The 24,581-nt window shown below is 58.8% G+C and carries 26 protein-coding genes; 11 read left to right on the top strand and 15 right to left on the bottom strand.

What is annotated here, in order from left to right; all coding sequences use genetic code 11:
- Positions 1-12 precede the first annotated feature (12 nt).
- The 7 genes from ACIPIN_RS16240 (at position 13) to ACIPIN_RS16210 (ending at position 5,535) form a co-directional block, all read left to right on the top strand.
- A complete protein-coding gene (locus ACIPIN_RS16240; protein WP_401120165.1) occupies positions 13-495 on the top strand; it encodes a Fur family transcriptional regulator in 483 nt (160 codons plus the stop codon).
- Positions 495-1,280, top strand: coding sequence for a zinc ABC transporter ATP-binding protein ZnuC (gene znuC / locus ACIPIN_RS16235; RefSeq protein ID WP_401120164.1), 786 nt, complete (start codon positions 495-497; stop codon positions 1,278-1,280). The genes ACIPIN_RS16240 and znuC overlap by 1 nt, the downstream gene beginning before the upstream one ends.
- A complete protein-coding gene (znuB, locus tag ACIPIN_RS16230) occupies positions 1,273-2,061 on the top strand; it encodes a zinc ABC transporter permease subunit ZnuB (RefSeq protein ID WP_401120162.1) in 789 nt (262 codons plus the stop codon). Before znuC ends, znuB begins: the two co-directional genes overlap by 8 nt.
- A 37-nt stretch (positions 2,062-2,098) precedes the next feature.
- Complete coding sequence (locus ACIPIN_RS16225; RefSeq protein WP_401120161.1) at positions 2,099-2,812, top strand: PA5502 family lipoprotein; 714 nt, start codon at positions 2,099-2,101, stop codon at positions 2,810-2,812.
- A 209-nt stretch (positions 2,813-3,021) separates the two neighbouring features.
- Complete coding sequence (locus tag ACIPIN_RS16220; protein WP_401120159.1) at positions 3,022-4,029, top strand: methionine ABC transporter ATP-binding protein; 1,008 nt, start codon at positions 3,022-3,024, stop codon at positions 4,027-4,029.
- Complete coding sequence (locus ACIPIN_RS16215) at positions 4,029-4,703, top strand: methionine ABC transporter permease (RefSeq protein WP_401120157.1); 675 nt, start codon at positions 4,029-4,031, stop codon at positions 4,701-4,703. The genes ACIPIN_RS16220 and ACIPIN_RS16215 overlap by 1 nt, the downstream gene beginning before the upstream one ends.
- Positions 4,704-4,761: 58 nt before the next feature.
- Positions 4,762-5,535 carry a MetQ/NlpA family ABC transporter substrate-binding protein gene (locus ACIPIN_RS16210; RefSeq protein ID WP_401120156.1) on the top strand — a complete coding sequence of 258 codons (774 nt, stop codon included), beginning with the start codon at positions 4,762-4,764 and terminating at the stop codon, positions 5,533-5,535.
- Between the two features lie 130 nt (positions 5,536-5,665).
- On the opposite strand, the gene ACIPIN_RS16205 is transcribed toward ACIPIN_RS16210, so the two are convergent.
- Genes ACIPIN_RS16205 through ACIPIN_RS16185 form a run of 5 tightly spaced genes read right to left on the bottom strand, consistent with a single transcriptional unit; the run spans position 5,666 to position 9,580 of the window.
- On the bottom strand, positions 5,666-6,301 hold the full coding sequence (locus ACIPIN_RS16205; protein ID WP_401120154.1) for an SCO family protein: 636 nt from the start codon (positions 6,299-6,301) through the stop codon (positions 5,666-5,668).
- Entirely contained in the window at positions 6,298-7,197 is a 900-nt protein-coding gene (gene cyoE / locus ACIPIN_RS16200) for a heme o synthase (RefSeq protein ID WP_401120153.1), read from the bottom strand. Before cyoE ends, ACIPIN_RS16205 begins: the two co-directional genes overlap by 4 nt.
- Complete coding sequence (locus ACIPIN_RS16195; protein WP_401120151.1) at positions 7,191-8,264, bottom strand: heme A synthase; 1,074 nt, start codon at positions 8,262-8,264, stop codon at positions 7,191-7,193. Before ACIPIN_RS16195 ends, cyoE begins: the two co-directional genes overlap by 7 nt.
- Before the next feature lie 10 nt (positions 8,265-8,274).
- Entirely contained in the window at positions 8,275-8,868 is a 594-nt protein-coding gene (locus tag ACIPIN_RS16190) for a hypothetical protein (protein ID WP_401120149.1), read from the bottom strand.
- Positions 8,834-9,580: an SURF1 family protein gene (locus ACIPIN_RS16185; protein ID WP_401120148.1), complete on the bottom strand. Its 747-nt coding sequence runs from the start codon at positions 9,578-9,580 to the stop codon at positions 8,834-8,836. Before ACIPIN_RS16185 ends, ACIPIN_RS16190 begins: the two co-directional genes overlap by 35 nt.
- 70 nt (positions 9,581-9,650) lie before the next feature.
- Here ACIPIN_RS16185 and ACIPIN_RS16180 point away from each other — a divergent pair, with 70 nt between their 5' ends.
- The gene (locus ACIPIN_RS16180; protein ID WP_262111511.1) at positions 9,651-9,854 is read left to right on the top strand and encodes a twin transmembrane helix small protein; all 204 of its coding nucleotides are present in this window, start codon (positions 9,651-9,653) and stop codon (positions 9,852-9,854) included.
- 8 nt (positions 9,855-9,862) lie between these two features.
- Here ACIPIN_RS16180 and ACIPIN_RS16175 read toward each other — a convergent pair whose 3' ends face one another.
- The 4 genes from ACIPIN_RS16175 to coxB form a co-directional block, all read right to left on the bottom strand.
- Positions 9,863-10,750, bottom strand: a complete 888-nt coding sequence (locus ACIPIN_RS16175; protein WP_401120147.1) for a cytochrome c oxidase subunit 3 — start codon at positions 10,748-10,750, stop codon at positions 9,863-9,865.
- 34 nt (positions 10,751-10,784) lie between these two features.
- The gene (locus ACIPIN_RS16170; protein ID WP_401120146.1) at positions 10,785-11,342 is read right to left on the bottom strand and encodes a cytochrome c oxidase assembly protein; all 558 of its coding nucleotides are present in this window, start codon (positions 11,340-11,342) and stop codon (positions 10,785-10,787) included.
- Positions 11,343-11,483: 141 nt separating this feature from the next.
- Positions 11,484-13,079, bottom strand: coding sequence for a cytochrome c oxidase subunit I (gene ctaD, locus ACIPIN_RS16165; protein WP_401120144.1), 1,596 nt, complete (start codon positions 13,077-13,079; stop codon positions 11,484-11,486).
- 82 nt (positions 13,080-13,161) lie between these two features.
- On the bottom strand, positions 13,162-14,289 hold the full coding sequence (gene coxB, locus ACIPIN_RS16160; RefSeq protein WP_401120143.1) for a cytochrome c oxidase subunit II: 1,128 nt from the start codon (positions 14,287-14,289) through the stop codon (positions 13,162-13,164).
- A 373-nt stretch (positions 14,290-14,662) separates the two neighbouring features.
- Here coxB and ACIPIN_RS16155 point away from each other — a divergent pair, with 373 nt between their 5' ends.
- Positions 14,663-15,313: a hypothetical protein gene (locus tag ACIPIN_RS16155; RefSeq protein ID WP_401120141.1), complete on the top strand. Its 651-nt coding sequence runs from the start codon at positions 14,663-14,665 to the stop codon at positions 15,311-15,313.
- Positions 15,314-15,404: 91 nt separating this feature from the next.
- Here ACIPIN_RS16155 and ACIPIN_RS16150 read toward each other — a convergent pair whose 3' ends face one another.
- From ACIPIN_RS16150 to ACIPIN_RS16140, 3 genes are all read right to left on the bottom strand, one after another.
- Positions 15,405-16,946, bottom strand: a complete 1,542-nt coding sequence (locus tag ACIPIN_RS16150; RefSeq protein ID WP_401120139.1) for a SulP family inorganic anion transporter — start codon at positions 16,944-16,946, stop codon at positions 15,405-15,407.
- An 89-nt stretch (positions 16,947-17,035) separates the two neighbouring features.
- Positions 17,036-17,767, bottom strand: a complete 732-nt coding sequence (locus ACIPIN_RS16145; protein WP_401120138.1) for a carbonic anhydrase — start codon at positions 17,765-17,767, stop codon at positions 17,036-17,038.
- A 244-nt stretch (positions 17,768-18,011) separates the two neighbouring features.
- Complete coding sequence (locus ACIPIN_RS16140) at positions 18,012-19,070, bottom strand: PA0069 family radical SAM protein (RefSeq protein ID WP_401120136.1); 1,059 nt, start codon at positions 19,068-19,070, stop codon at positions 18,012-18,014.
- A 243-nt stretch (positions 19,071-19,313) separates the two neighbouring features.
- Here ACIPIN_RS16140 and ACIPIN_RS16135 point away from each other — a divergent pair, with 243 nt between their 5' ends.
- Complete coding sequence (locus ACIPIN_RS16135) at positions 19,314-19,616, top strand: hypothetical protein (RefSeq protein WP_401120135.1); 303 nt, start codon at positions 19,314-19,316, stop codon at positions 19,614-19,616.
- 99 nt (positions 19,617-19,715) lie between these two features.
- Here the strand turns inward: ACIPIN_RS16135 and ACIPIN_RS16130 are convergent, their stop codons facing one another.
- The 3 genes from ACIPIN_RS16130 to ACIPIN_RS16120 are packed head-to-tail and all read right to left on the bottom strand — an operon-like array spanning position 19,716 to position 23,563.
- Entirely contained in the window at positions 19,716-21,023 is a 1,308-nt protein-coding gene (locus ACIPIN_RS16130; RefSeq protein ID WP_401120134.1) for a c-type cytochrome, read from the bottom strand.
- Between the two features lie 12 nt (positions 21,024-21,035).
- Positions 21,036-22,820, bottom strand: coding sequence for a GMC family oxidoreductase (locus ACIPIN_RS16125; protein WP_401120132.1), 1,785 nt, complete (start codon positions 22,818-22,820; stop codon positions 21,036-21,038).
- A 2-nt stretch (positions 22,821-22,822) separates the two neighbouring features.
- Complete coding sequence (locus tag ACIPIN_RS16120) at positions 22,823-23,563, bottom strand: gluconate 2-dehydrogenase subunit 3 family protein (protein ID WP_401120130.1); 741 nt, start codon at positions 23,561-23,563, stop codon at positions 22,823-22,825.
- A 307-nt stretch (positions 23,564-23,870) separates the two neighbouring features.
- Here ACIPIN_RS16120 and ACIPIN_RS16115 point away from each other — a divergent pair, with 307 nt between their 5' ends.
- Positions 23,871-24,527 (top strand): protein tyrosine phosphatase, encoded by a 657-nt coding sequence (locus tag ACIPIN_RS16115; RefSeq protein WP_401120128.1) that lies wholly within the window; start codon positions 23,871-23,873, stop codon positions 24,525-24,527.
- Positions 24,528-24,581: the final 54 nt, after the last annotated feature.

The raw sequence follows: 24,581 nt of genomic DNA, 5'->3' as shown, positions 1-24,581 counted from the left end.
TCGTCGCCGCTCATGCCTAAAACACCGCTAGCCAGCCGTCCCCACGACCACTCTCACTGCGTGCACAGCGCACTGTCCGAGGCCGATGTCATTTGCGCACGTCAGGGCTTGCGCCTGACCGCGTTGCGTCGGCGGGTGCTGGAATTGGTCTGGCAAAGCCACAAGCCGCTGGGTGCCTACGACATTCTGGCGGTACTCAGCGAGCAGGATGGCCGCCGCGCCGCGCCGCCGACCGTGTACCGCGCGCTGGATTTCCTGCTGGATAACGGCCTGGTGCATCGCATCTCTTCGCTCAACGCCTTCGTTGGCTGCAATCATCCGGGGCACGCCCACCAGGGCCAGTTCCTGATTTGCCGCGAATGCCATGCGGCCATCGAGCTCGAACAGAAATCCATCAGCGACACCATCATCCACAGCGCCGACGAAGTCGGGTTTGTGGTCGAAGGCCAGACCGTCGAAGTGGTTGGTCTCTGCTCGGGTTGCCAGGGGGCTTGATGAGCACTGCGTTAATCCGCCTCAATCAGGTTGCGGTGACCTTTGCCGGGCAAAGCGTGCTGGACAACATCGAACTGAGCGTCGAGCCGAGGCAGATCGTCACCCTGATCGGCCCCAACGGCGCCGGCAAGACCACGCTGGTCCGCGCCGTACTTGGCCTGCTCAAGCCCGACAGCGGCAGCGTCTGGCGCAAGCCGAAACTGCGGGTTGGCTACATGCCGCAGAAACTGCACGTTGACCCGACTTTGCCGCTCTCGGTGCTGCGCTTCTTGCGCCTGGTGCCGGGCGTGGATCGTGCGCGTGCCATGGCGGCGCTCAAGGAAGTCGGCGCCGAACAGGTAATCGACAGCCCGGTGCAGAGCGTTTCCGGCGGTGAAATGCAGCGCGTGTTGCTCGCTCGTGCCCTGTTGCGCGAGCCCGAGTTGCTGGTGCTCGACGAGCCGGTGCAAGGCGTCGACGTGGCCGGACAAGCCGAACTCTACAGCTTGATCACCCGTCTGCGCGACCGCCACGGTTGCGGAGTGTTGATGGTTTCCCACGATCTGCACCTGGTGATGAGCACCACCGACCAGGTGGTCTGCCTCAATCGCCACGTCTGCTGCTCCGGGCATCCCGAGCAGGTCAGCGGCGACCCGGCGTTCGTCGAACTGTTCGGCAAGAACGCGCAGAGCCTGGCGGTCTATCACCACCATCACGACCACGCCCATGACCTGCATGGCTCAGTCGTCAGCGCAGCACCGGTCGCTCACACCCACGTTCATGGAGATGGCTGCAAGCATGGCTGATTTTCTGTTGTATGCCCTGCTCGCAGGCCTGGCCCTGGCCGCCGTCGCAGGTCCGCTGGGATCGTTCGTGGTCTGGCGGCGCATGGCCTATTTCGGCGACACCCTGTCCCACGCGGCGTTGCTCGGCGTGGCGTTGGGTTTTCTGCTGGATGTCAGCCCGACCATCGCGGTCACCGTCGGCTGCCTGTTGCTGGCCGTGCTGCTGGTGACCTTGCAACAGCGCCAGCCGCTGGCCTCCGACACCTTGTTGGGGATTCTTGCGCCGAGCACGCTCTCTTTGGGGCTGGTGGTACTAAGCTTCATGCATGAAGTGCGGATCGACCTGATGGCCTATCTGTTCGGCGACTTGCTGGCGATCAGCCCGACCGATCTTTCGTGGATTCTCGGCGGCAGCGCGGCGGTGATGCTGTTGCTGGTAGCGCTGTGGCGGCCATTGCTGGCGATTACCGTGCACGAAGAACTGGCCACGGTCGAAGGCCTGCCCGTGGCGGCATTGCGCCTGACCTTGATGCTGTTGATTGCGGTGGTGATCGCGGTGGCGATGAAAATCGTCGGCGTGCTGCTGATTACTTCCTTGCTGATCATCCCGGCGGCTGCGGCACAACGTCACGCCCGCTCTCCAGAGCAGATGGCCTTGGGCGCGAGTTTGCTGGGTATACTCGCGGTCTGCGGTGGCCTGGCGCTGTCGTGGTTCAAGGACACGCCGGCCGGCCCATCGATTGTGGTGGTGGCTGCCGCGCTGTTTCTGCTGAGTTTTGTCCTGCCCCGTCGAGGGGTGTAGACTTGCTCGTTTTTTGCGCAATTAGAGAGTCGCAGGAATGAAGCCGTTCGCCTCCCGTTATCTGCTCCTTGTTGCATTTTCGCTGCTACTTGGCGCTTGCCAAAGCACGCCGCCAGCCCCTGAAGTTCCTGACGCACGGGCTACGGCGATCGCGCAGCTGGAGCAAAACCTGGCCAGCAGTGAACTGGCCACCGCCGAAGATCAATTGGCCGCCTTGCAGACCGAATATCCCAACGACCAGTCGCTGGAGCAATATCAACGGCAACTCGCCGAAGCCTACTTGCAACGCAGCCAGATCGTTCTGCAAAAAGGCGACGTGAATGCCGCCGCCACGGCCCTGAGCCGGGCTCGTGCGTTGATGCCCAAAGCCCCGGCACTGACCGGCGGTGTCAACAACGCCATCACCCATGCGCGCAAAGCTGAACTGGACCAGGCCGAAGCTGCCCTCAAAGCCGCCGAAGCCAAGCCTGTCGCCAAGGTGATCGACCCCGCCGCTGAAAGCACCACCGTTGCGCTGAACATCACCGATAGCAAGCAACTGCGTCGGCAACTCGATGCGATTGCCAGCGATGTGGTGAATTACCAGTGCGACGTCAGCATCCAGGCGCCGCGCACCGAGGATTACCCGTGGCTGGCCACATTGCTGACCAAGCGGGTGAAGAAGCTTGATGCCGACTTCGACCTGAAGATCGAGCGGCAGATTCTGCGCAATATTCCGGCACAAATGGTTCTGACGCCGCGTAAGCCCTAAAAGACAAGATCGCAGCCTGCGGCAGCTCCTACACCGTTTTGTAGGAGCTGCCGCAGGCTGCGATCTTTTGTTCTTCCTGGATTATCGCATTATTTCCAAATGACTGGATGAATGCGAAATAAATGCTAAGAACCTCTATACGGACAGGCTAAAATGCCCGCCCGGCTAACCGCTGATCCTTTTCTAACGCGCCCCACAAGGTTCGCTACGTGATCAAGTTTCAAAACGTCCATAAAACTTACCGCGTTGCCGGTAAGGATATTCCCGCGCTGCACCCCACCAATCTGTCGATTGAGAACGGTCAGGTGTTCGGCCTGATCGGTCATTCCGGTGCGGGAAAAAGTACCCTGTTGCGTCTGATCAACCGCCTGGAAGACTCCAGTGGCGGCAAGATCATCGTCGATGGCGAGGAAGTCACCGCGCTGGACGCCAATGCTCTGCGCCGCTTCCGTCAGCAAGTCGGGATGATCTTCCAGCACTTCAACCTGCTGGCCTCCAAGACGGTTGCCGACAACGTCGCGCTGCCGCTGACCCTGGCCGGTGAATTGTCGCGCAGCGAGATCGACCAACGCGTGGCCGAGTTGCTGGCTCGCGTCGGCCTGTCCGACCACGCAAAGAAGTACCCGGCGCAGCTGTCCGGTGGCCAGAAGCAGCGCGTTGGCATCGCCCGCGCCCTGGCGACCAAGCCGAAAATCCTGCTCTGTGACGAAGCCACCAGCGCCCTCGACCCACAAACCACGGCGTCGGTTCTGCAACTCTTGGCCGAGATCAACCGTGAGCTGAACCTGACCATCGTGCTGATCACCCATGAAATGGACGTGATTCGCCGGGTCTGCGACCAGGTCGCGGTGATGGACGCTGGCGTGATTGTCGAGCAGGGGCCGGTGGCCGAAGTGTTCCTGCACCCGAAACACCCGACCACCAAACGCTTCGTTCAGGAAGACGAGCAGATCGACGAAAGCGAGCAGCGCGACGACTTCGCTCACGTGCCGGGCCGTATCGTGCGTCTGACCTTCCAGGGCGACGCCACCTACGCGCCGTTGCTGGGCACCGTTGCACGCGAAACGGGTGTGGACTACAGCATCCTCGCCGGTCGTATCGATCGCATCAAAAACACCCCCTACGGGCAATTGACCCTGGCGGTCACCGGCGGTGACATGGAAGCGGCCTTCGCCCGCTTCACCGCAGCCGACGTCCACATGGAGGTGCTGCGTTAATGGAAGCCCTAACAGCTCTTTTCTCAAACGTTGATTGGTTTGAAATCTGGCAAGCAACCGGCGATACCCTGGTGATGCTCGGTGCCTCACTATTCTTCACGGTACTGTTTGGTTTGCCGCTGGGTGTACTGCTATTTCTCACCTCACCGCGTCAATTGCTAGAACAGAAACAGGTGTATTCATCTGTCGCATTGGTGGTCAACCTGCTGCGTGCATTGCCATTCATCATTCTGTTAATCGTGATGATTCCTCTGACTAAGCTGATTACCGGAACGTCTCTAGGTGTCGCTGGCACAATCCCGCCGCTGGTAGCGGGCGCTGCGCCCTTCTTTGCTCGGTTGGTTGAGACGGCCTTGCGAGAAGTAGATCGAGGCATCATTGAAGCCACGCAAGCCATGGGTGCAACGACTCGACAAATCGTTACCAATGCTCTGTTACCGGAAGCAAAACCCGGCATCATTGCAGCCATTACCGTCACTTCGATCGCACTAGTTTCGTATTCAGCAATCGCAGGGGTGGTGGGTGCTGGAGGTCTGGGAGACCTGGCAATCCGTTACGGTTATCAGCGTTTCCAGAACGATGTGATGTTTGTCACGGTAATTCTACTTTTAGTCTTGGTCCATCTGCTGCAAAGCGTTGGCGATCGACTGGTTATCCGTGTTTCCCACAAATAATAGTAACGTCAGCGTTGATACCGATAACGTCTGCCAGAAGTACTCAAGGAACCATTAGATGAAAAAACTACTCGTCGCGTTCGCTGCCGTTGCAGCGTTCTCCGCTCAGGCCGCTGAAACCCTGACCGTCGCTGCTACCCCGGTTCCGCACGCGGAAATCCTCGAGTTCGTGAAACCGGTACTGGCTAAAGAAGGCGTCGACCTCAAGGTCAAGGTCTTCACCGACTACGTGCAGCCAAACGTACAGGTTGCCGAGAAACGCCTGGACGCCAACTTCTTCCAGCACCAGCCGTACCTCGATGAGTTCAACAAGGCCAAGGGCACAAACCTGGTGAGCGTTGCCGGTGTGCACCTGGAGCCGCTGGGCGCTTACTCCAGCAAGTACAAGACCCTCGCTGAACTGCCAGGCGGCGCCAACGTGGTGATTCCGAACGACGCCACCAACGGCGGCCGCGCGCTGTTGCTGCTGGAGAAGGCCGGTCTGATCAAGTTGAAGGATTCGAAAAACATCCTGTCGACCGTCAAAGACATCACCGAGAACACCAAAGACCTGAAATTCCGCGAACTGGAAGCCGCGACCATTCCGCGCGTGCTGACCCAGGTCGACCTGGCGCTGATCAACACCAACTACGCGCTGGAAGCCAAGCTTGACCCATCCAAGGACGCGCTGGTTATCGAAGGCAACGACTCGCCTTACGTGAACATCCTGGTCGCCCGCCCGGACGACAAGGACAGCGACGCGATGAAGAAACTGGTTGCTGCCCTGCACAGCCCGGAAGTGAAGGCGTTCATTCTGGAGAAGTACAAAGGCGCGGTATTGCCGGCGTTCTGATCTGACGCTGTAACAAAAATGGGGCGCAATCATTGCGCCCCATTTTTTATGCCTCGAACACCGACCCTGTAGGAGCACGGCTTGCCGGCGATGGCGATTTTTCAGACGCCATCGCCAGCAAGCTGCGCTCCTACGGGCGCTTGAGCATCACCGGCAGTTGGGCCACCAGTTTCTGATTGTTCAGCGGTGCGCGAATGAACCCGCGCTGCGTGCCGTCCGGCCCGATCACTGCCAGGTTGCCGCTGTGGTCGACGGTGTAGTTGGGTTTGCTGGTATCCGCCGGGATGAACGGAATGCTCACCGCATTGGCGACTTTCTGCAGGTCTTCGACCGACGCCGGCGTCAGGCCGACAAACTGCGGATCGAAGTAGCCCAGGTACTGCTTGAGCTGCTTGGGAGTGTCGCGGTTCGGGTCGACGCTGACCAGAATGATCTGCAGCTTGTCGACCGCGTCCGCTGGCAGCTCGCTCTTGATCTGCCGCAGTTGCGCCAGGGTGGTCGGGCAGATGTCCGGGCAGAAGGTATAACCAAAGAACAGCAGACTCCACTTGCCTTTCAACGCGTTGACCGTGACCGGTTGGCCGTCCTGATTAGTCATCTGCACATCCGGCAGGTTGCGGCTTTGCGGCAACAGGATGATCCCGGCGTCGATCAGTGCAGTCGAATCGCCCTGGCCTTTGCCGGACAGTACTTTGTTGACGGTCAGCCCCAGGACCAGCGCGATCAGGGCAACAAGAATGAAGACGGTTTTCTGGGTTCGAGTCATAGGTTCAACAATAAGTAGTGGTCTACGAGCAGGGCGATAAACAGCAGGAACAAGTAGTAAATAGAGTACTTGAAGGTGTTGATCGCCGCGTGCGGCTGAGTGCCACGGTACAGCACCACGGCCCATTGCAGAAACCTCGCGCCAAGACCCAGGGCGCAGATCAAGTACAGCAGGCCGCTCATGTGGATGACGAAGGGCATCAAGCTCACAGCCAGCAGGGCGAAGGTGTAAAGCAGGATATGGATCTTGGTGTAATGCTCGCCGTGAGTCACCGGCAGCATTGGAATATCGGCCTTGGCGTACTCCTCCTTGCGGTGAATCGCCAGCGCCCAGAAGTGCGGCGGGGTCCAGGCAAAGATGATCAGCACCAGCAGCAACGGTTCGGCACTGACATGCCCGGTGGCGGCGACCCAACCCAACAGCGGAGGAGCGGCGCCGGCCAGCCCGCCGATAACGATGTTCTGCGGCGTCGCCCGCTTGAGAAAGCCGGTGTAGACCACCGCATAGCCAAGCAACGAGGCGAGGGTCAGCCAGGCGGTCAGCGGGTTGGTGAAGGCCAGCAGCAGGGCTTGCCCGGCCACCGCCAGCAACAGCGCGAAGGTCAGTGCGGCAGCGGGTGAAACCCGGCCTTCGGCCAGTGGCCGCTTATGCGTGCGCGCCATTACCGCGTCGATCCGCCGGTCCACCACATGGTTGACCGCCGCCGCGCCGCCCGCGCAAAGGCCAATCCCCAGGTTGCCAAACACCAGCACCGTCCACGGCACCCCGGCACGGGTGGCGAGGAACATGCCAACCAGCGAGGTAATCAGCATCAACACCACGACTTTCGGTTTGGTCAGCTCCAGATAGTCACGCCAGATCGCTTGGCGTTGACGTTCGCCGATCAGAGTCACCATGGCATTTCTCCTTTTATTGTTATGGGCCCGGCCGTGTGTTTACGCGGGCTGAAGCGCCAGCGCCCGGGTGCCTGCTGCCTGACTCGAACCAGGCTGGTTCGTGCGTGATAGTTGACCAGCACCATCGTCAGCAACAGCGCCGCGCCACCCGCGTTATGGGCGACGGCCACCGGCAACGGCAGGTGAAACAGCACATTGCTGATGCCCAAAGTGATCTGCGCCGCCAAGGCCAGCAGCACCAGTCCGGCAAGCCGGGTCATGCCGACGACCTTCAACTGCCAGGCCAGCCCCAGCAGCACGAGTGTGACCAGCAAAGCGCCAATGCGGTGAGTGAGGTGAATCGCTGTGCGTGCATCGCTATCGAGCTGCCCGCCCAGGTAATTGGGGCCAATGTGTTGGGTCAGGTGAAAGCCGTTGGCGAAGTCCGCGGGCGGCAACCATTGACCGTGACAGGTGGGGAAGTCGATACAAGCCACCGCCGCATAGTTGGAGCTGACCCAGCCACCGAGGGCGATTTGCCCGATCACCAGCAGCAACCCGGCCGTCGCCCAGTACTGCAAACGTCGGGGCACGATCAGCGCCGGCAATACGCCAGACAAACGCAAGGTCAGCAAAAACAGCAGGCTCAAGGTCGCAAAGCCACCGAGCAAATGCCCCGTCACCACCTGCGGCCAGAGCTTGAGGGTGACCGTCCACATGCCGAACGCTGCTTGGGCGAACACCACCGCCAGCAAGAACAATGGCAGCTTCAAGGGTTGGTCCAGATGATGACGATGGGTCCAGGCACGCGCCGCCAGCAACACAATCAGCAAGCCCAGCGTGCCGGCGAAATAGCGGTGAATCATCTCGTTCCAGCCCTTGTGGGCAACCACCGGAGTGTCCGGAAAATGCAACTCGGCATGGGCCAGTTGGGCTTCGCTCTTCGGCACGCTGATAAAACCGTAGCAACCCGGCCAGTCCGGGCAACCAAGGCCGGCGTGGGTCAGCCGGGTATAGGCGCCCAGCAATACGACAATCAGTGCCAGCAAGGTGGCAAACAGCGCGAGACGAAATCCAGGTTTGGCCATGACGATGCCCTTATCCGATGTTCGACAGTTTCAGCAGCAGGTTCAGGTCGTTGAGAAGGTCTTTGCCCTTGACCTTGGCGTCGTAACGCAGCACCAGATTGCCGTGGGGGTCGATGATCCAGAGTTGCGCCGCGCCATTTCCCTGGGTCGCCTTGGTATACGTCGGCAGATCCAGTGGATAGCGCCGCAACTGCGGATACTCACGTTGCAGCTTGGCGTCGTAGTCGGCACTCACCGGCTGCGCAGTCGCCAGGGCATGACTGGCGCGGGACGCCTCGCGCCCCAGGCCAACCTGGATCTGCCGCGCCAGATAAACCAGTTGCTGACAGTCCACCGAGCACTCTTGAGGAGCCGTGACCAGCATCTGCCAACGTTGCTCGTCTGCTTGCACCCCCAGCTCGCTACGGCTCTGCCCATTGCCGATCAGTTCACCGTGATAGCTACGGCTCTCTGGCACCCAGAACTGCAGCTTGTACATGCCGGTGGCGAGGATCATCGGCCCGACGACCACCAGCAGAATCAGGATCAACTGCAACCGCCCGTGCCATCCGGGTTTGCGGCTCGGTACTTCAGCTGTGTTGGGTGGATTCATGGCCGCTCCCATGGTTTTTCTCCCTTGCGTTATGCCATCCGAAGTATAGATAAAGGCCGAGCAGGGCCAGCGCCATCGCGAACCACTGCACGGCATAGGCGACGTGTTTTTCCGGCCCCATGCCCGTTGCCACGATCGGCCAGCCAGCCTCATAAGCTCCGGGGCCTGCGTCTTCACGCAGTTCGTAGGTGAAGCCCGTACGACCCAGCTCTACCCAAAGCTTGTCAGGATCGACCACTGTCACCAGCCGAGGCCACTTCGCGTTTGTCGGGTCGGCCTGCAATTGGAAAGTCGTTCCCGGGGTGACATAGACCCAGGCATCGAGGCTCACGACTTGTTGCGGTGTGGTGAAAACCGGCGGGATACGCCGGTCAGGCCACGGCAGCCAGCCACGATTGAGCAGCAGCCAACGCCCGCTGTCCTGGTCGAGAAAGGGTTGCAGCAGCTCGACCCCGACCTTGTCGCCACGAAAGCGGTTATCCAGCAGATAGCTGTGCTCGGAATCGAACTGCCCGTGCAGACGAACCCTGCGAAACGCCGGATCGGCGATGCCTTGCAGCTCCACGCTGGCCATCGGCTCGGCAGCCCGGCGCTCGGCGTAACTATCGAGCATCACGCGTTTCTGCTCACCCCGGCTCAACTGCCAGAAGCCAAGGAAGACCAACAGTGGCAGCAGCACGACTACCGCCAGGGTCGGCGCGATGCCCGGCCGAAAACGCTTCATGGCATCGCCAAAAAGTCTGTAGTCGGGATAGCTATACTCAAGTGCATCGCCTTTCCCCCGGAGTCTCACCATGCTCAAAGCAGCCATCGTCCTGATGCTGATTGCCACGGTTGTCAGCCTGTTCAGCGGCCTGTTTTTTCTGGTCAAGGACGACAGCAGCTCAAACCGCCTGGTCATCGCCCTGAGTGTTCGTGTCAGTCTGGCCGCCATCACCGTCGGCTTGATTGCCTGGGGCTTTTTCAGCGGCCAACTGGTGTCTACCGCGCCCTGGTAAGCGGCGCGTCAAAGCACGTAAACGAAGACAAACAAGCCAATCCACACCACATCGACGAAGTGCCAATACCAACTGGCCGCCTCGAAGCCGAACTGGTGATCGGCGTCGAAGTGCCCACGCATGATTCGCATCAGCATCACGAACAGGATGATCGTGCCGATGGTCACGTGGGCTCCGTGGAAACCGGTGAGCATGAAGAAGGTCGCACCGTAGACGCCTGAACCCAGGGTCAACCCGAGTTCGTGATAGGCGTGGATGTATTCCTTGGCCTGGAAGCCGAGAAACCCACAACCCAGCAGCACCGTCAGCGCCAGCCAGAGTTTCAATGCGCCGCGATGGCCCTTTTTCAAGGAATGGTGGGCGACGGTCACCGTGACGCTGGAACTGACCAGCAACACCGTGTTCAGCAGCGGCAAGCCCCAAGGGCTGATGACTTCCTTGGGCGGCGGGAAGAGTGTCGGGTCAGGAGTGTTCAGCAACGGCCAGGCGAACTGGAAGTTAGGCCAGAGCATGTGCGCGATGCCCTTATCGCCCTCGCCGCCGAGCCAGGGCCCGGACAGGTTGCGCACGTAGAACAGCGCACCGAAGAAAGCGATAAAGAACATCACTTCGGAGAAGATGAACCAGCTCATGCCCCAGCGAAACGAGCGATCCATTTGGGCGCTATACAATCCGGATCGGCTCTCCTTGATCACCGTGCCGAACCAGCCGAAGAGCATATAGGCCAACACCAGGCCGCCGACGAAGAAAATCAGCGGGCCGTGGGATTCGGGTCGGGCAGCCTTGAGGTCGTTGAACCAGGTACCCAGGCCGAACATGGTGATGAACATGCCGACCGTGGCAATGATCGGCCATTTGCTCTGGGCGGGAACGTAATAGTGCTCATGAGTTGCCATTTATTGTTCTCCTTATCGGGCACGCTTGAACGTCTCAAGGACCGGCATTGGTGCTTGCCACGACCGGCGGATGACGTGCGGTGATATCGAACAGCGTGTAAGCCAGTGTCAGGTGTTTCACATCCTTGGAAATCTCACGGTCAACGATGAAACGTACGGGCATCTCGATTCGCTCACCGGGCCGCAACACCTGCTGGGTGAAACAGAAACATTCGGTCTTGTGGAAATACACCGCCGCAGTGCCAGGAGAAATGCTCGGTATAGCCTGGGCACTCATCGGGTGATCGGTCGGGTTACGGGCGACAAAAATCATCTCGTTCACTGCACCGGGGTTGACCACCATGTCGTCGGCCTTGGGGTAGAACTCCCAGACCATGTCCACCGCGTTGGTCGACAGGAACTGCACGCGAATCTGTCGCGACATGTCGACCACCTGTTCGCCCTCGTACTGCCCCGCGGTTTTGCCATTGATGCCGAACGCCTTGCACATCACGTCGTAGATCGGCACCAGGGCAAAGCCGAAGGCGAACATGGCTGCCACCAACAACAGCAAACGGGTGACCAGTTTTCTCAAGGAAATAGAGTCAGCCATGGGCACGGACTTCCACATTGAACCCTGTGGGAGCGGGCTTGCTCGCGAAGCAGGCGCTGCGGTTTATCAGAAACACCGCGTTATCGTTCTTCGCGAGCAAACGGAGCGCCGCCCGGCCCTCTCCCACAAACCCGAGGGTATTCATTTCACTTCCGGCGGCGTGGTGAAGGTGTGATACGGCGCTGGCGACGGGATGCTCCACTCCAGGCCTTCGGCGCCATCCCACGGTTTGGCCGGTGCCTGTGGCCCGCCGCGGATGCACTTAATGACGATGAACAGGAAGAGCAGCTGCGTTGTGCCAAACATGAAGGCACCAATCGAGGAGACCATGTTGAAGTCGGCGAACTGCAGGTTGTAGTCCGGCACCCGCCGCGGCATCCCCGCCAACCCGACAAAGTGCATCGGGAAGAAGGTCAGGTTCATGCCGACAAACGACAACCAGAAGTGCAGTTTGCCCAAGGTCTCGTCATACATGTGCCCGGTCCACTTCGGCAGCCAGTAATACGTGGAAGCGAAAATCCCGAAGATCGCGCCAGGCACCAGCACATAGTGGAAATGCGCCACCACAAAATAGGTGCCGTGGTACTGGAAGTCCGCAGGCGCCATGGCCAGCATCAATCCGGAGAAACCACCAATGGTGAACAGAATGACGAAGGCCACCGCGAACAGCATCGGCGTCTCGAAGGTCAGCGAGCCTTGCCACATGGTGCTGACCCAGTTGAACACCTTCACGCCTGTCGGCACTGCGATCAGCAGGGTCGCGTACATGTAGAACAGCTCACCGACCAATGGAATCCCGACCACGAACATGTGGTGCCCCCAGACGATGAACGACAGGAAGGCAATACTGGCCGTGGCGTAAACCATTGAGGTGTAACCGAACAACGGCTTGCGAGAAAACGCCGGGATGATCGAACTGACCGCGCCGAAAGCCGGCAGGATCATGATGTACACCTCGGGGTGGCCGAAGAACCAGAACACGTGCTGGAACAGTACCGGGTCACCACCACCGGCAGCACTGAAGAAGCTGGTGCCGAAGTGGATGTCCATCAACATCATGGTCACGCACCCCGCCAGCACCGGCATCACCGCGATCAGCAGGAACGCCGTGATCAGCCATGTCCAGACGAACAACGGCATTTTCATCAGGGTCATGCCCGGAGCACGCAGGTTGAGGATGGTCGAGATCACGTTGATCGAACCCATGATCGAACTGATGCCCATCAAGTGGATGGCGAAGATAAAGAAGGTCGCGCTTGCTGGCCCGTAGGTCGTCGATAACGGCGCATAGAAGGTCCAGCCGAAGTTGGGCCCGCCGCCCGGCATGAACAGGGTCGACACCAGCAGCAAAAACGCTGCCGGCAACAACCAGAAGCTGAAGTTGTTCATTCGCGGCAGGGCCATGTCCGGCGCGCCGATCATCAGCGGGATCATCCAGTTGGCGAGGCCGACGAATGCTGGCATCACTGCACCGAAGACCATGACCAGACCATGCATGGTGGTCATCTGGTTGAAGAACTCTGGCTGGACGATGTGCAGTCCTGGCTGGAACAGTTCGGCACGGATCACCATGGCGAACGAGCCACCGAGCAGGAACATCGTAAAGCTGAACCACAGGTACAGGGTGCCGATGTCTTTGTGGTTGGTGGTCAGAACCCAGCGCATCAGGCCCTTGGCGGGGCCATGGACGTGGTGGTCGACGATTGCATGGCCTTGTTCATCGCTCACAGCATTCATGTCCTGTCTCCTGCAAACGGGTGGGCTGGGCGGCTCGGGGCACCAAGCCCCAAGCGTTCACGGGAACACGCAATAGACCGGGTCATTTGCTTGCCGCCTGTTTGAGGGCCAGTACGTCTTTAGGGGTGACCATGTCACCTTTGTTGTTGCCCCAGGCATTACGCTCGTAGGTCACAACCGCGGCGATGTCGACCTCCGACAACTGTTTGCCGAAAGCGGCCATAGCAGTGCCGGGCTTGCCGAAGAAGACCCGATTCAGATGTCCCTCTATAGGGCCCGTGGCGATTGGCGAACCTTTGAGTGCCGGGAACATGGGTGGCAAGCCCTGACCTTCGGCCTGGTGACAGGCCACGCAAGTGGTGTGGTAGATCTTGTCGCCACGCTCCTTCAGCTCGTCGAGGGTCCACTCTTTGCTTGTCAGCTCTTTGAGCTTGGCGGCGTCGGCTTTGCGATCGGACAGCCAGGTGTCGTAATCAGCCTTGGTTCTGACATCGACCACGATCGGCATGAAGCCATGGTCCTTGCCACACAGCTCGGAACACTGTCCACGGTAGATACCGGGCTTGTCGATACGGGTCCAGGCTTCGTTGACGAACCCGGGTATCGCATCGCGCTTGACCGAGAACGCCGGCACCCACCAGGAGTGGATCACGTCAGCGGCGGTCACCAGAAAGCGCACCTTGGCACCGACCGGCAGCACCAGCGGCTGATCGACTTCCAGCAGGTAGTTTTCGCCTTTCACGGCCTGGTTATGGATCTGTTCTTGCGGTGTGGACAGGTTGCTGAAGAACTCGACGTCCTGGCCCAGATATTTGTAATGCCACTTCCACTGATAACCGGTGATCTGGATGTCGATATCCGACTCACTGGTGTCGTACATCTTGATCATGGTCGCGGTCGCTGGAATGGCCATTGCCACCAGAATGATGAAAGGCACTATGGTCCAGAGGATCTCGACCGTCGTACTTTCATGGAATTTGGCGGCCACCTGCCCGGTGGAACGCCGATGGACGATCATCGACCAGAACATGGCGCCGAAAACGATGATGCCGATCACCACACAGACCCAGAAGATGGCCATGTGCAGGTCGAATACTGCGTGACTGATTTCAGTCGCTCCAGGCGCCATATTCACAGTCCAGGCGGCTTGCGCCTGGCTGAAAATTGACCACAACAGGAGGCCCATCCAGACGTGTGGATGTCGCATCATTGCGGGTTCCCCTTATCGTTCTTGTTATCCCGCCGGCTAACACCGGCGGCAAGGGAGCGGCTTTTTCAGACTACGAACTTGAATCGCCGAGCCTTGCTGCCTATGCAGTCGGGCGTCATCAGCTAACTCCATTCAGGTCCGAGTATAGACAGCGAGTGCAACCTCGCAACGCGATGGCGTAAATCAACTGAAACACCTTGTACTTGCGCCGCAGGCCACGGATGGAGAAGGATGTGGGATCGGTGATGGCAAATCGATATAACGCAGTGGCATCAAAGGTGAAATAATTATGACAAATACGTCTTAGCCACTTTCATAAGCAGGCTAACTTATGTCTTCCCCTATTTCCTTGCCTTCGTTTCCTGGAGTTTTCATGAACACCGCCGCATTGCGCGAGCAGATTCAACGTGCCCAACAACATGAAGCCGAAACCGGTCAGCTGACTCGTCAGCTGGAAGTCCAATTGCCGCACCTGCATTCAGCCATCCAATTGCCGGACATCGACGCCAACGGCGTGATGACCCGTTTTGTTGCCGCTTATATAGAACAAGTGCCGGACCTGCTCGATGCCGCCAACGATGTAGCTCGCGAAGCGGGTATCGAGTCGCAGATCAAACCGGTGCTGAAAATCGCCGAGCAGTTCTTCCTCCAGCCACCGGCGATCATTGCCGGTCACGTTGGCCTGGATAGCCTGCTGGACGAAGCCTACCTGGCACATCGCCTGGTAGAAGAGGTTAACGACCTCTACATCAAACATTTCGGCCAGCCACTGATCCCATTGGACATGACTGTTGCCAACCTGATTGCCCACCAACTGATCGGCGAGGACTTCGCCAATCAACTGGATGAGGCTGTACATCATGCCGTCGACGAGATGCTGAATGAAGAAAGCTTCGCGCTGGAATCCGTCGAAGCCTACCGGGAAAAGCTCAACAGCCCGGACACCGGCGCCGCCTGGAAGCGCTGGCCGTGTCTGTCGCGCCAGCTGGGCGTAGGCCTGGAACTGGATCAGCCAGCGGCTTGATCCGCAGCGTCTAAAAGATCGCAGCCTTCGGCAGCTCCTACGGGTGTATGTAATTCCCTGTAGGAGCTGCCGGAGGCTGCGATCTTTTGCCTTAAGCCCTGGCGGAACCTACCCCCACGGTCATCCGCAATCGCCCCTCCAACCTGCGCTTCAACCCACGCGCTTCGATCAGCAGTTTCGAGCCTTTGCTGGCATTGGCCCGTCCCCATTCCTCAAGCAACTCCAGACATGAGTGGTCGATGTAACTCAGGTTATTCAGCGGCACATGTACCGTCGTACCGGCCGGAATAGCCCCCAGTACCCGGGTTAACGCCGGCACCTTGAGAAAAGTCGCAGCCCCCACCAGCCGCAGCTCCATTTCACCTTCAGCCGGAAGGTCGATCAGGCTGAGCTTCAGCCGCGAAGCCTTCCAGGCCAGCTTCGCCAGGGTCAGGCCAAAACCGATCAGCACCCCGGTCAGCAGGTCGCTGAAGATGATCGCCAACGCGGTCACCGCATAGGTAAACATTGGCATCCGGCCATACCGTCCCAGTCCGCGAAACGCCTTCAGATCCACCAGTTTCACCCCGGTATACACCAGCACGCCGGCCAGGCTGGCCACCGGAATGCTTTGCAGCACACTGGACAGCAGCATCACAAACGCCAGCAGCCAGACACCGTGGAGTATCGCCGACAATCGCGTTTTGGCCCCGGCCTGTACGTTGGCTGAACTGCGCACGATCACGCCCGTCATCGGCAGCGCACCGACCAGACCGCAGAGCATGTTGCCCACACCTTGGGCGGACAGTTCGCGATCGAAATCCGAACGCTGGCCGCTGTGCATCCGATCCACCGCGGCGGCCGAGAGCAGGGTTTCAGCGCTGGCGATGAAGGCCACGGCGAAGGCGGCGATCAGCAGATTGGGGTCGGCCAGATTCAACAGATCGGCCGGTTTCAGCCAGTCGATCGCCTCGGTCAGGTTAGCCGGAACTTCGACGCGTTTGACGTTCAACGCCAGAGCCAGACTGGCAAGGGTCGCCAGACCAACGCCGAGCAAGGCGCCAGGAATGAAGCGCAGCGATTGCGGACGAAACTTCTCCCACAAGCCCATCACCAGAATCGTCGACAGCCCAAGCAGGCCGGCCTGCCAACCCAGCCCGCCACCCAGTGTTGGCACGGCTTGGGCAACAGCCGCTGGAAACCCGCTGAGGTTATCCAGGCCGGAGGGTTTAGGGACACCGTCGAGCATCACATGCATCTGCGACAGCACGATCAGCACTCCGATGCCCGCCAGCATGCCGTAGACCACCGCCGGCGCCGTCACGCGGAACCAGCAGCCCAGCCGCAAACGCCCGGCCAGCAGTTGCAGAAACCCGGCCAGTAGCAAAATCGGCCCGAGCATCGCCAAGCCATGCTGGCGCACCAGCTCAAAGACCAATACCGCCAGCCCCGCAGCCGGACCGCTGACTTGCAGTGGCGAACCGGCCAGCCAACCGACCACCAGGCCACCGATAACTCCGGTGATCAGGCCTTTGGCCGGCGGCATGCCGGAAGCGATTGCAATACCCATGCACAAGGGCAGGGCGACCAAAAACACCACTACCGAAGCCAGCAGCTCCCGTGGCAAAACAGCTTTCAATTGCGCAGCACGCATTAGCGTTCTCCTGAGATTCTTCAGGCGTGGCAAAGCCCGACCGCTTTTTCAGCAGTCTCGGCTAGACCAGACAAGGGGTTTAGGAGGATTTAGAAGCGCGCTTTTGGCGTCGCCACGGGAATCGGATGACTGCCATCCAGAGGCAGGAAGCAGCCCTGATCCGCGTCGTAGGCTTTGATTTCGCTGGTTTCGATGCTGTAGACCCAGCCATGGATAAACAGGTGACCATTGGCCATGCGCGAGGCCACTGAAGGGTGAGTGCGCAAATGCTGCAACTGGGCGATGACGTTTTCTTCAGTGAGCACCTGCATGCTTTCGTTTTCGTCAGCGCAATGGCAGTTTTCCTGGACCATGGTTTTTGCCACTTCGGCGTGACGCAGCCAGGCTTTGACCGTGGGCATTTTTTCCAGGCTTTGCGGATTGAGTACCGCACGCATGGCGCCGCAATCGGAGTGTCCGCAAATGATGATGTGCTGCACGCCAAGGGCTAGCACCGCATATTCGATGGCCGTGGAAACCCCGCCATTCATCTGGCCATAGGGCGGCACTACGTTGCCAACGTTGCGGGTGACGAACAGATCACCAGGAGCGCTTTGGGTAATCAATTCGGGAACGATGCGAGAGTCCGCGCAAGCAATGAACATCGCTCTGGGTCGCTGAGCCGTAGCGAGTTTCTTGAAGAGTTCTTCCTGTTGCGGGAAGACCTCGTGGTGGAAGTGTAAAAAGCCGTCAACGATGTGCTGCAGCGCTGCATCGGCGCTTTCGGCCTCGGGCAGGGCGGAAGTCGACGCAGCCAACGGCTGTTTATCCTTGTCACTCATAATTCATCCTCTTTGACGGAGTAGGGAAATATTCCCGTTTTACCTGGGATAAAGCCAGCGACTGGTTAGAAAACGTTCAGATCGCCGACCAGTGACCATCCAGTCACTTGATGAACAAGATAACCAGCGAAACTTAACTCAAACTGAATCAACCGCTCTAGAACGTGCGTTCCAGGTTACAAAAAACGTGACCGGGGTAAAAACTCCCAGTGTTTTTCACTACTCAACCATAGGCCAGATGTTGCTAAAGCAACGACATCTGAGCACCAGGCGGACAAAAGGCTTCGCAGTCCAGATTGAAACCTTCACGTTGATTGAGTCCAAGACGTTTTATCGTTTTGGCGAAGCGTTGCGCCAGCAGGTCGGCGAACGGCCCTTCACCGCGCATGCGGGCGCCAAAGCGGCTGTCATACAGTTCACCACCGCGGCTTTGGCGGATCAAACTCAACACGTGGGCTGCGCGTTGTGGATAGTGAGCCGCCAGCCATTCCTCGAACAGCGGCGCCACTTCCAGCGGCAGGCGCAGCATCATGTACGCTGCACTCTGCGCACCGGCCGCGTGTGCTTCGGTAAGCAGGCTTTCCAGCTCACTGTCGTTGATCATCGGAATCATCGGCGAACACAAGACGCCCACCGGAATCCCGGCCTCGCGCATGACCCGAATCGCCCGCAACCGAGCCTTCGGAGCGGCCGCTCGCGGCTCAAGGATGCGTTTGAGCTCGTCGTCGAGGCTGGTCAGGCTGATCATCACTGCCACCAGCCGCTGCTCGGCCAACTCACTGAGCAGATCCAGATCGCGAAGAATCAGCGAGCCCTTGGTGATAATGGTCACCGGATGCCGGTAACGCAGCAGCACCTGGAGAATTCGTCGGGTGATTTTGTGTTCGCGCTCGATCGGCTGATAGGGATCGGTATTGGAACCCAGGTTGATCGGCGCGCACTGATAACCGCGCCTGGAAAGCTGCTGCTCCAGGACGTCGGCGGCGTTGCTTTTGGCAATCAGCTTCGTCTCGAAATCCAGGCCCGGCGACAGGTCCCAATAGGCATGGCTGGGCCGCGCATAGCAGTAGATGCAGCCGTGTTCGCAACCTCGATAGGGGTTGATCGATCGGTCGAAGGGCAGGTCGGGAGAATTATTGCGGGTGATGATGGTTTTCGCCGTTTCGATGCGCACCTCGGTACCCTGGGTCAGCGGTGCTTCCTGATACCAGCCATCGTCCTCAGCCACCGAGCGGTTCGGCGCAAAGCGATTGTGCGGATTGGTGGCGGTCCCGCGGCCGCGAGGTGGCAAGGGCGTGAACATTGGAAAAACCCCATAACTGTATGTACGTACAGTATCGGAAGATTCTCCGTCAGGCCAGTGCCGTTCGGCACCTTCAGCAATGACTCCAGGTTAAAGCCCTATCAGTTTTATACAACTACTTGTTAAACAACCAATAAGTGTAAGAACGAGAAACATATAACCATTGGTCATCCGATAAAGATCAGCCGTATTATCCTTGGCACACGCAACACCATACTGGATAACCATTAAAAGGATTTAACAATGTCTTTCTTTAATCAACGCGGTATTTTCCTGCAACTAATGAAACCTGGCCCTTCGGAGCCAAACACTCTCGTTTCGATGCAACTTGCCCGTAAGGAACTGGGTTGGGACCCAGAAAACGAAGTTCAAACCGAAGCCCTGGTGGATTCGATCTTCATGACCGCAGTTTCCAGCGACGGCGGGCACTCCTTCACTCTCGGGACCGTGCTCAAGGATGTGGACCGTGATGGCGATATTGATGCCGACGACAAAGCCAAACTGCTGGCATTGGCCAAAGCTTACGCAAGTATTGTCAATCCATAATTGCACTTGATCGCGTAGTGGCTAATACGCTTTACGGCTGAAAAACCAACGCCTGCGAACATAGTTTCGCAGGCGTTGTTTATAGCAACTTAACGAGCTTCAATAAGACTTTGTTAGTTGCCCAGACTTATCAGCCGACGTTGATTTCATATCATCCTTACGTAAATCAGCGACGTCAGCTGGTTTAATCTGCCCCCCCTTGTTCCCCCAACTTGTGCGAATGAAGTTCACCACGTCCGCCACTTCCTGATCCGACAAGCGCCAGGCGAATGCCGGCATGGTGAACGTCGATGGCGCCGTGTGGGTCGCCGGCAAGGTGCCGCCCTTGAGCACGATATTGATCAGCGAGGTCGGATCGTCCGATTGCAGCACCGGGTTGCCGGCCAGTGCCGGGAATACCCGGGTGTAGCCATGCCCGTCGGTACGGTGGCAGGCGGCACAGTTGTCGATGTACACCGAGGCACCAGGCTTGCTGTCGTCACCTTTCCACAGAGCCTGCGCCACTTGCTTGTCGTATGGGTGCGGCTGATCGTTCGGATCATTCGCCGGCAAGGACTTGAGGTATCGGGCGATCGCCGTCAGGTCGTCATCGCTCATGTACTGCATGCTGTGTTCCACCACATCACTCATGCCGCCGAACACCGCGCTGCGGTCACTGCGGCCAGTCTTGAGGAATTGCACCAGTTGCTCTTCGCTCCAACTGCCGAGACCGTCCTTGTGATCGCCCCGCAAGCTTTTTGCGATCCAGCCTTCCAGCGGCGCACTGCCTGACAGAAACGCGTTGCCTTCATGGGCACTCAAGGCTTTTTCCTGCATGGTCAGGGCTCGCGGCGTATGGCAAGCGCCGCAATGTCCGAGACCTTCCACCAGATACGCCCCACGGCTAATTACCGCCTCTTCACCGTCGGCCGGCTGATACGCCACGACACTCGGCGCAAACATCCAGCGCCAGCCGGTCAGCGGCCAGCGCATGCTCAAGGGCCAGGGAATATCGCTGCCCTTGTTCTCCTGAGTGACCGGCGCCACGCCTTTCATGAAGTAGGCATACAGGGCTTTCATGTCTGCATCGCTGACGCGGGCATAGGACGGATACGGCATCGCCGGGTAAAGCGTACTACCGTTTTTGGCAACGCCATGGCGCACGGCTTTGTCGAAATCGTCAAAGCTGTAGTCGCCCAGGCCGGTTTTGTCCGGGGTGATGTTGGTGGAATAGATCGTACCGATCGGGGTTTCCATCGGCAGTCCGCCCGCAAACGGCTTACCGCCCTTAGCGGTGTGACAGGCCACACAGTCACCCGCGCGGGCGAGGTATTCGCCCTGTTTGATCAAAGCTTGCGATGCATCCTCTGCCGCGCTGATCGAGCAACTGCCGAGCAGGGCCAGGGTGGCGATAACGAGTGTCTTCATGGTCATCGCTCCTTAAGCCTGAACCAGCGGGCCGGGGTTCTTCAGGTACTGCTCGCGAATCGCCCGCGCCGACCAGTAGGTCAGTGCCGCTACCAGACCGGTAGGGTTGTAACCCAAACCTTGTGGGAACGCAGAAGCACCTGGCACGAACACGTTATGCACGTCCCAGCTCTGCAAGTAGCGGTTCAGCGCACTGGTTTTCGGGTTGGTGCCCATGATCGCGCCACCATTGAGGTGGGTGGTCTGGTAGGAGGCCGTGTTGAAGTGCTCACCGACCTTTTTGCCGAGCCAGGCAATGGACTTGGGGTTCATCGCTTCCGCGATCTTGCTCATCTTGCCGACCATGAAGCGGTTCATCTTGATGTCGTTTTCCTGCCAGTCGAAGGTCATCCGCAGCAGCGGCTGGCCGTAGGCATCGCGGTAAACCGGATCGAGATCCAGGTAGTTGCCTCGGTAGGACTGATGCGCACCGTGAGCGTCCATCGACACCTGATGGGTGTAGTAATCGGCGGTCGCACGTTTCCAGGCACTGCCCCAGGCGGGTGTTCCCGGCGGATTCGAAGTCCCGGCAATCGGCCGGCTGCCGGCCTGGTTCACCCACATCGGTGAACCTCCGACGAAGCCGTGCGGGCCGTGGTCGAAGTTGTCGGCGTTGAAGTCATCCACCGCCACACCGTTGCCACCCGCGCCAATGAAATTATTGGTGTGCACGTCTTTGTCGAAGTAGGCCTTGATCGTCGCCAGGTTCTGATAGGCGAAGTTCTTGCCGACCACCCCTTCACCGCTGATCGGGTCGTACGGTTTGCCAATCCCGGACAACAGCATCAACCGCACGTTGTGGAACTGGAACGCACCGAGGATCACCAGGTCCGCCGGCTGTTCGATTTCCCGGCCCTGACCATCGATGTAGGTCACACCGGTCGCCTTGCGCTTGGTGCTGTCGAGATTGACCCGCAACACATGGGAATTGGGCCGCAACTCGAAGTTTGGCAATGGCTTGAGCGCCGGCAGAATATTCACGTTCGGCGAAGCTTTGGAGTACATGTAGCACACGTAACCACTGCAAAAACCGCAGAAGTTGCACGGTCCCATCTGCGCACCATAGGGATTGGTGTAAGGCCCGGAGGTATTGGCGGAAGGCAGGTTGTAGGGTTTGTAACCGACAGCGTTGGCGGCATTCTGGAACAACTGCGCAGAGTAGGTGTTCTTTTGCGACGCCAACGGGAAGTGGTTCGAGCGGTCCGGCGCATAGGGGTTACCGCCCTTGCCTTCGCCGACCACTTGACCGTTCACGGTCCAGGCCTGACCCGAGGTGCCGAAGACTTTCTCGGCGTAATCGAAAAACGGCTCCAGCTCTTCATAGCTGACGCCAAAGTCCTGAATGGTCATGTCCTTGGGGATGAAGTGTTTGCCGTAGCGTTCCTCATAGTGACTGCGCATGCGCAACTCGATCGGATCGACCCGAAAGTGCACACCCGACCAGTGCAAGCCAGCCCCGCCGACACCATTACCCGGCAGGAAAGCCCCGAGCTGGCGGTTGGGCAGCGCAATGTCATTCACGCTATGGCGAATGGTCACTGTCTCTTTGGAGATGTCCTGAAAGAGTTTCTTGCGCACGCTATAGGTGAGTTCGTCGATCACCTGCGGATAGTTGCCGTCGGGGTAGGTGTCCTGCATCGGCCCGCGCTCCAGCGCCAGCACATTGAGGCCAGCCTCTGTCAGCTCCTTGGCCATGATCGCGCCGGTCCAGCCAAACCCGACGATCACTGCGTCGACCTTCTTCATGGTGGTTGTCATGCTCACGCCCTCTCGCCGCGAATCGAAACTGCCGGGAAGGGGTATTGCTCGTTGCGTTCAACCCAATCCATGAAATCGGCGCGGGCGCCGGGGAAGCCGATCATGGTCCAGCCGACCATACCTTTATTGCCACCGTGGATCGGGTCGCAGAAGAACCCTTCCTTGGTGTTTTGCAGCAAAAGGTTGAAAAAAATCTTCGGTGGGACGCTGTCGAATGCCGGCGTACCAGCCTCCAATTGCTTGAGCAAATCGTCTCGGGTAGCGCTGTCTTGCGCAGCAAAAACTTTGCCGTTGAACGCCTTCGACCAGGCGTCCGTCGCGGCGATGCCCAAACGGTAGATTTCCTTGGGAACCAGTTTGCTCTGCCAGCCCATTTCTGGCGCAGCGTCCGCATTGAACGGGCCTTGCATGTACCAAAGTGCACCCGCCGCGTACGGGGTATTCATTTGCCGGTCGATGTATTCCGGTACACCCGCTTCGAGCGCACCCGGTCCCTGTTCATCGGCAGGAATCAAGCGAGCAACCGCAGCCTGGATGAATGCCCACTCTTCGGCGGTGAAGTAGCTCGGCTCATAAACACCGCTGCTGACCGGGGCTTTGCCAGGGTTGGTCGGTGCCGCTTCAGGGGCGGCCATAAGGACCGAACTGCCAAAACCGGTACTGGCAACAGTGACCACCGGGATCAAGGTCAGGGATTTGCGTAAAAATTCACGCCGCGGGTTGTCTCGATCTTGATCAGACATAGGGGTGCACCTCATCAGGCATTTACGGATTGATCAGCCACTTCATGGAGCAGCTTGTCGTTTTGGTAGCGATGCGAGCCGATCAGGGCCCGAAAGAAAGAACATATCTGCAAATTTTAGTTACAAATGGTAGCAGGCTAAGCATATGAGTGAATCGTTTCAGTATAAAAACCACAGATTATTTCTGAAGCATCGAGGGCGCCTTCAGGCTTAACGATTCTTTGACAAGCACCTCACAGAGCTTTGACTGATCGGGGTTCAGGCTGGGATTAAGTGAACCATTCCTTCATCCACGGCCCCCTGACTCATGTCGAAAAACCAGCTCTTGCTCGCACTGTGCCTGTCGTTCATGGCGTTATTTGCGTTCGATCAGGTTCAGGCCGAGCAAACCCAATCCATCCGTCCCGGCGAGTGGGCCCAGCCCGTCGAAGCGCAGTACGGTCTTTACCAGATGTCACCGACCCTCTACCGCAGCGCACTCCCGGATCGCGGGGCGCTGCCGCTGCTGGAAAAACTCCAGGTCGAGACGGTGATCAATTTTCTGCCCGAATCCGATTCCAGCTGGCTCTCGATACCCGGGGTCAACCTGGTGCAATTGCCGTACAAAACCAGTCATGTCGATGACAGCGAGGTATTGAGCGCGTTGCGGGCCATTCAAACCGGTCAAAGCAAAGGTCCGGTGTTGATACATTGCAAACGTGGATCGGACCGTACCGCCCTGATAACCGCGATGTACCGCGTGGTGGTGCAAGGCTGGAGCAAAGAAGACGCCCTGAGCGAAATGACCCAAGGCGGTTTCGACGACACTACCCACTTCAAGAACGGCATTCGCTACATGATGCAGGCAGATGTCGACAAACTGCGTACCGCGTTGGCTAACGGCGATTGCAGCACTAGCGTGTTTGCCACCTGTTCGATGAAAAGCTGGCTCAAAACGGTCAACAGCGAAGAACCGAAGATTTAAGGGGCGCGCCACAACAAGCCCCTTACCCAATCAGGTAAGGCGGGTTGTGGACCT

It is taken from the genome of Pseudomonas sp. NPDC087697, assembly GCF_044743155.1.
In the GTDB taxonomy this organism is placed as follows: Bacteria; Pseudomonadota; Gammaproteobacteria; order Pseudomonadales; family Pseudomonadaceae; genus Aquipseudomonas.
Note: the sequence above shows the minus strand (reverse complement) of the source record. Positions and strands in the feature narration are given on the sequence as shown.

Coding starts and splice junctions, on each gene's coding strand:
- ACIPIN_RS16135 (WP_401120135.1), top strand. CDS start 19,314: ATGTCTTTCTTTAATCAACGCGGTATTTTCCTGCAACTAATGAAACCT.
- cyoE (WP_401120153.1), bottom strand. CDS start 7,197: ATGGTGACTCTGATCGGCGAACGTCAACGCCAAGCGATCTGGCGTGAC.
- coxB (WP_401120143.1), bottom strand. CDS start 14,289: ATGATGCGACATCCACACGTCTGGATGGGCCTCCTGTTGTGGTCAATT.
- ACIPIN_RS16240 (WP_401120165.1), top strand. CDS start 13: ATGCCTAAAACACCGCTAGCCAGCCGTCCCCACGACCACTCTCACTGC.
- ACIPIN_RS16155 (WP_401120141.1), top strand. CDS start 14,663: ATGAACACCGCCGCATTGCGCGAGCAGATTCAACGTGCCCAACAACAT.
- ACIPIN_RS16115 (WP_401120128.1), top strand. CDS start 23,871: ATGTCGAAAAACCAGCTCTTGCTCGCACTGTGCCTGTCGTTCATGGCG.
- ACIPIN_RS16190 (WP_401120149.1), bottom strand. CDS start 8,868: ATGGGAGCGGCCATGAATCCACCCAACACAGCTGAAGTACCGAGCCGC.
- ACIPIN_RS16170 (WP_401120146.1), bottom strand. CDS start 11,342: ATGGCTGACTCTATTTCCTTGAGAAAACTGGTCACCCGTTTGCTGTTG.
- ACIPIN_RS16185 (WP_401120148.1), bottom strand. CDS start 9,580: ATGAAGCGTTTTCGGCCGGGCATCGCGCCGACCCTGGCGGTAGTCGTG.
- ACIPIN_RS16225 (WP_401120161.1), top strand. CDS start 2,099: ATGAAGCCGTTCGCCTCCCGTTATCTGCTCCTTGTTGCATTTTCGCTG.
- znuC (WP_401120164.1), top strand. CDS start 495: ATGAGCACTGCGTTAATCCGCCTCAATCAGGTTGCGGTGACCTTTGCC.
- ACIPIN_RS16140 (WP_401120136.1), bottom strand. CDS start 19,070: ATGTTCACGCCCTTGCCACCTCGCGGCCGCGGGACCGCCACCAATCCG.
- znuB (WP_401120162.1), top strand. CDS start 1,273: ATGGCTGATTTTCTGTTGTATGCCCTGCTCGCAGGCCTGGCCCTGGCC.
- ACIPIN_RS16215 (WP_401120157.1), top strand. CDS start 4,029: ATGGAAGCCCTAACAGCTCTTTTCTCAAACGTTGATTGGTTTGAAATC.
- ACIPIN_RS16130 (WP_401120134.1), bottom strand. CDS start 21,023: ATGAAGACACTCGTTATCGCCACCCTGGCCCTGCTCGGCAGTTGCTCG.
- ACIPIN_RS16120 (WP_401120130.1), bottom strand. CDS start 23,563: ATGTCTGATCAAGATCGAGACAACCCGCGGCGTGAATTTTTACGCAAA.
- ACIPIN_RS16195 (WP_401120151.1), bottom strand. CDS start 8,264: ATGGCCAAACCTGGATTTCGTCTCGCGCTGTTTGCCACCTTGCTGGCA.
- ACIPIN_RS16145 (WP_401120138.1), bottom strand. CDS start 17,767: ATGAGTGACAAGGATAAACAGCCGTTGGCTGCGTCGACTTCCGCCCTG.
- ctaD (WP_401120144.1), bottom strand. CDS start 13,079: ATGAATGCTGTGAGCGATGAACAAGGCCATGCAATCGTCGACCACCAC.
- ACIPIN_RS16180 (WP_262111511.1), top strand. CDS start 9,651: ATGCTCAAAGCAGCCATCGTCCTGATGCTGATTGCCACGGTTGTCAGC.
- ACIPIN_RS16210 (WP_401120156.1), top strand. CDS start 4,762: ATGAAAAAACTACTCGTCGCGTTCGCTGCCGTTGCAGCGTTCTCCGCT.
- ACIPIN_RS16125 (WP_401120132.1), bottom strand. CDS start 22,820: ATGACAACCACCATGAAGAAGGTCGACGCAGTGATCGTCGGGTTTGGC.
- ACIPIN_RS16205 (WP_401120154.1), bottom strand. CDS start 6,301: ATGACTCGAACCCAGAAAACCGTCTTCATTCTTGTTGCCCTGATCGCG.
- ACIPIN_RS16150 (WP_401120139.1), bottom strand. CDS start 16,946: ATGCGTGCTGCGCAATTGAAAGCTGTTTTGCCACGGGAGCTGCTGGCT.
- ACIPIN_RS16175 (WP_401120147.1), bottom strand. CDS start 10,750: ATGGCAACTCATGAGCACTATTACGTTCCCGCCCAGAGCAAATGGCCG.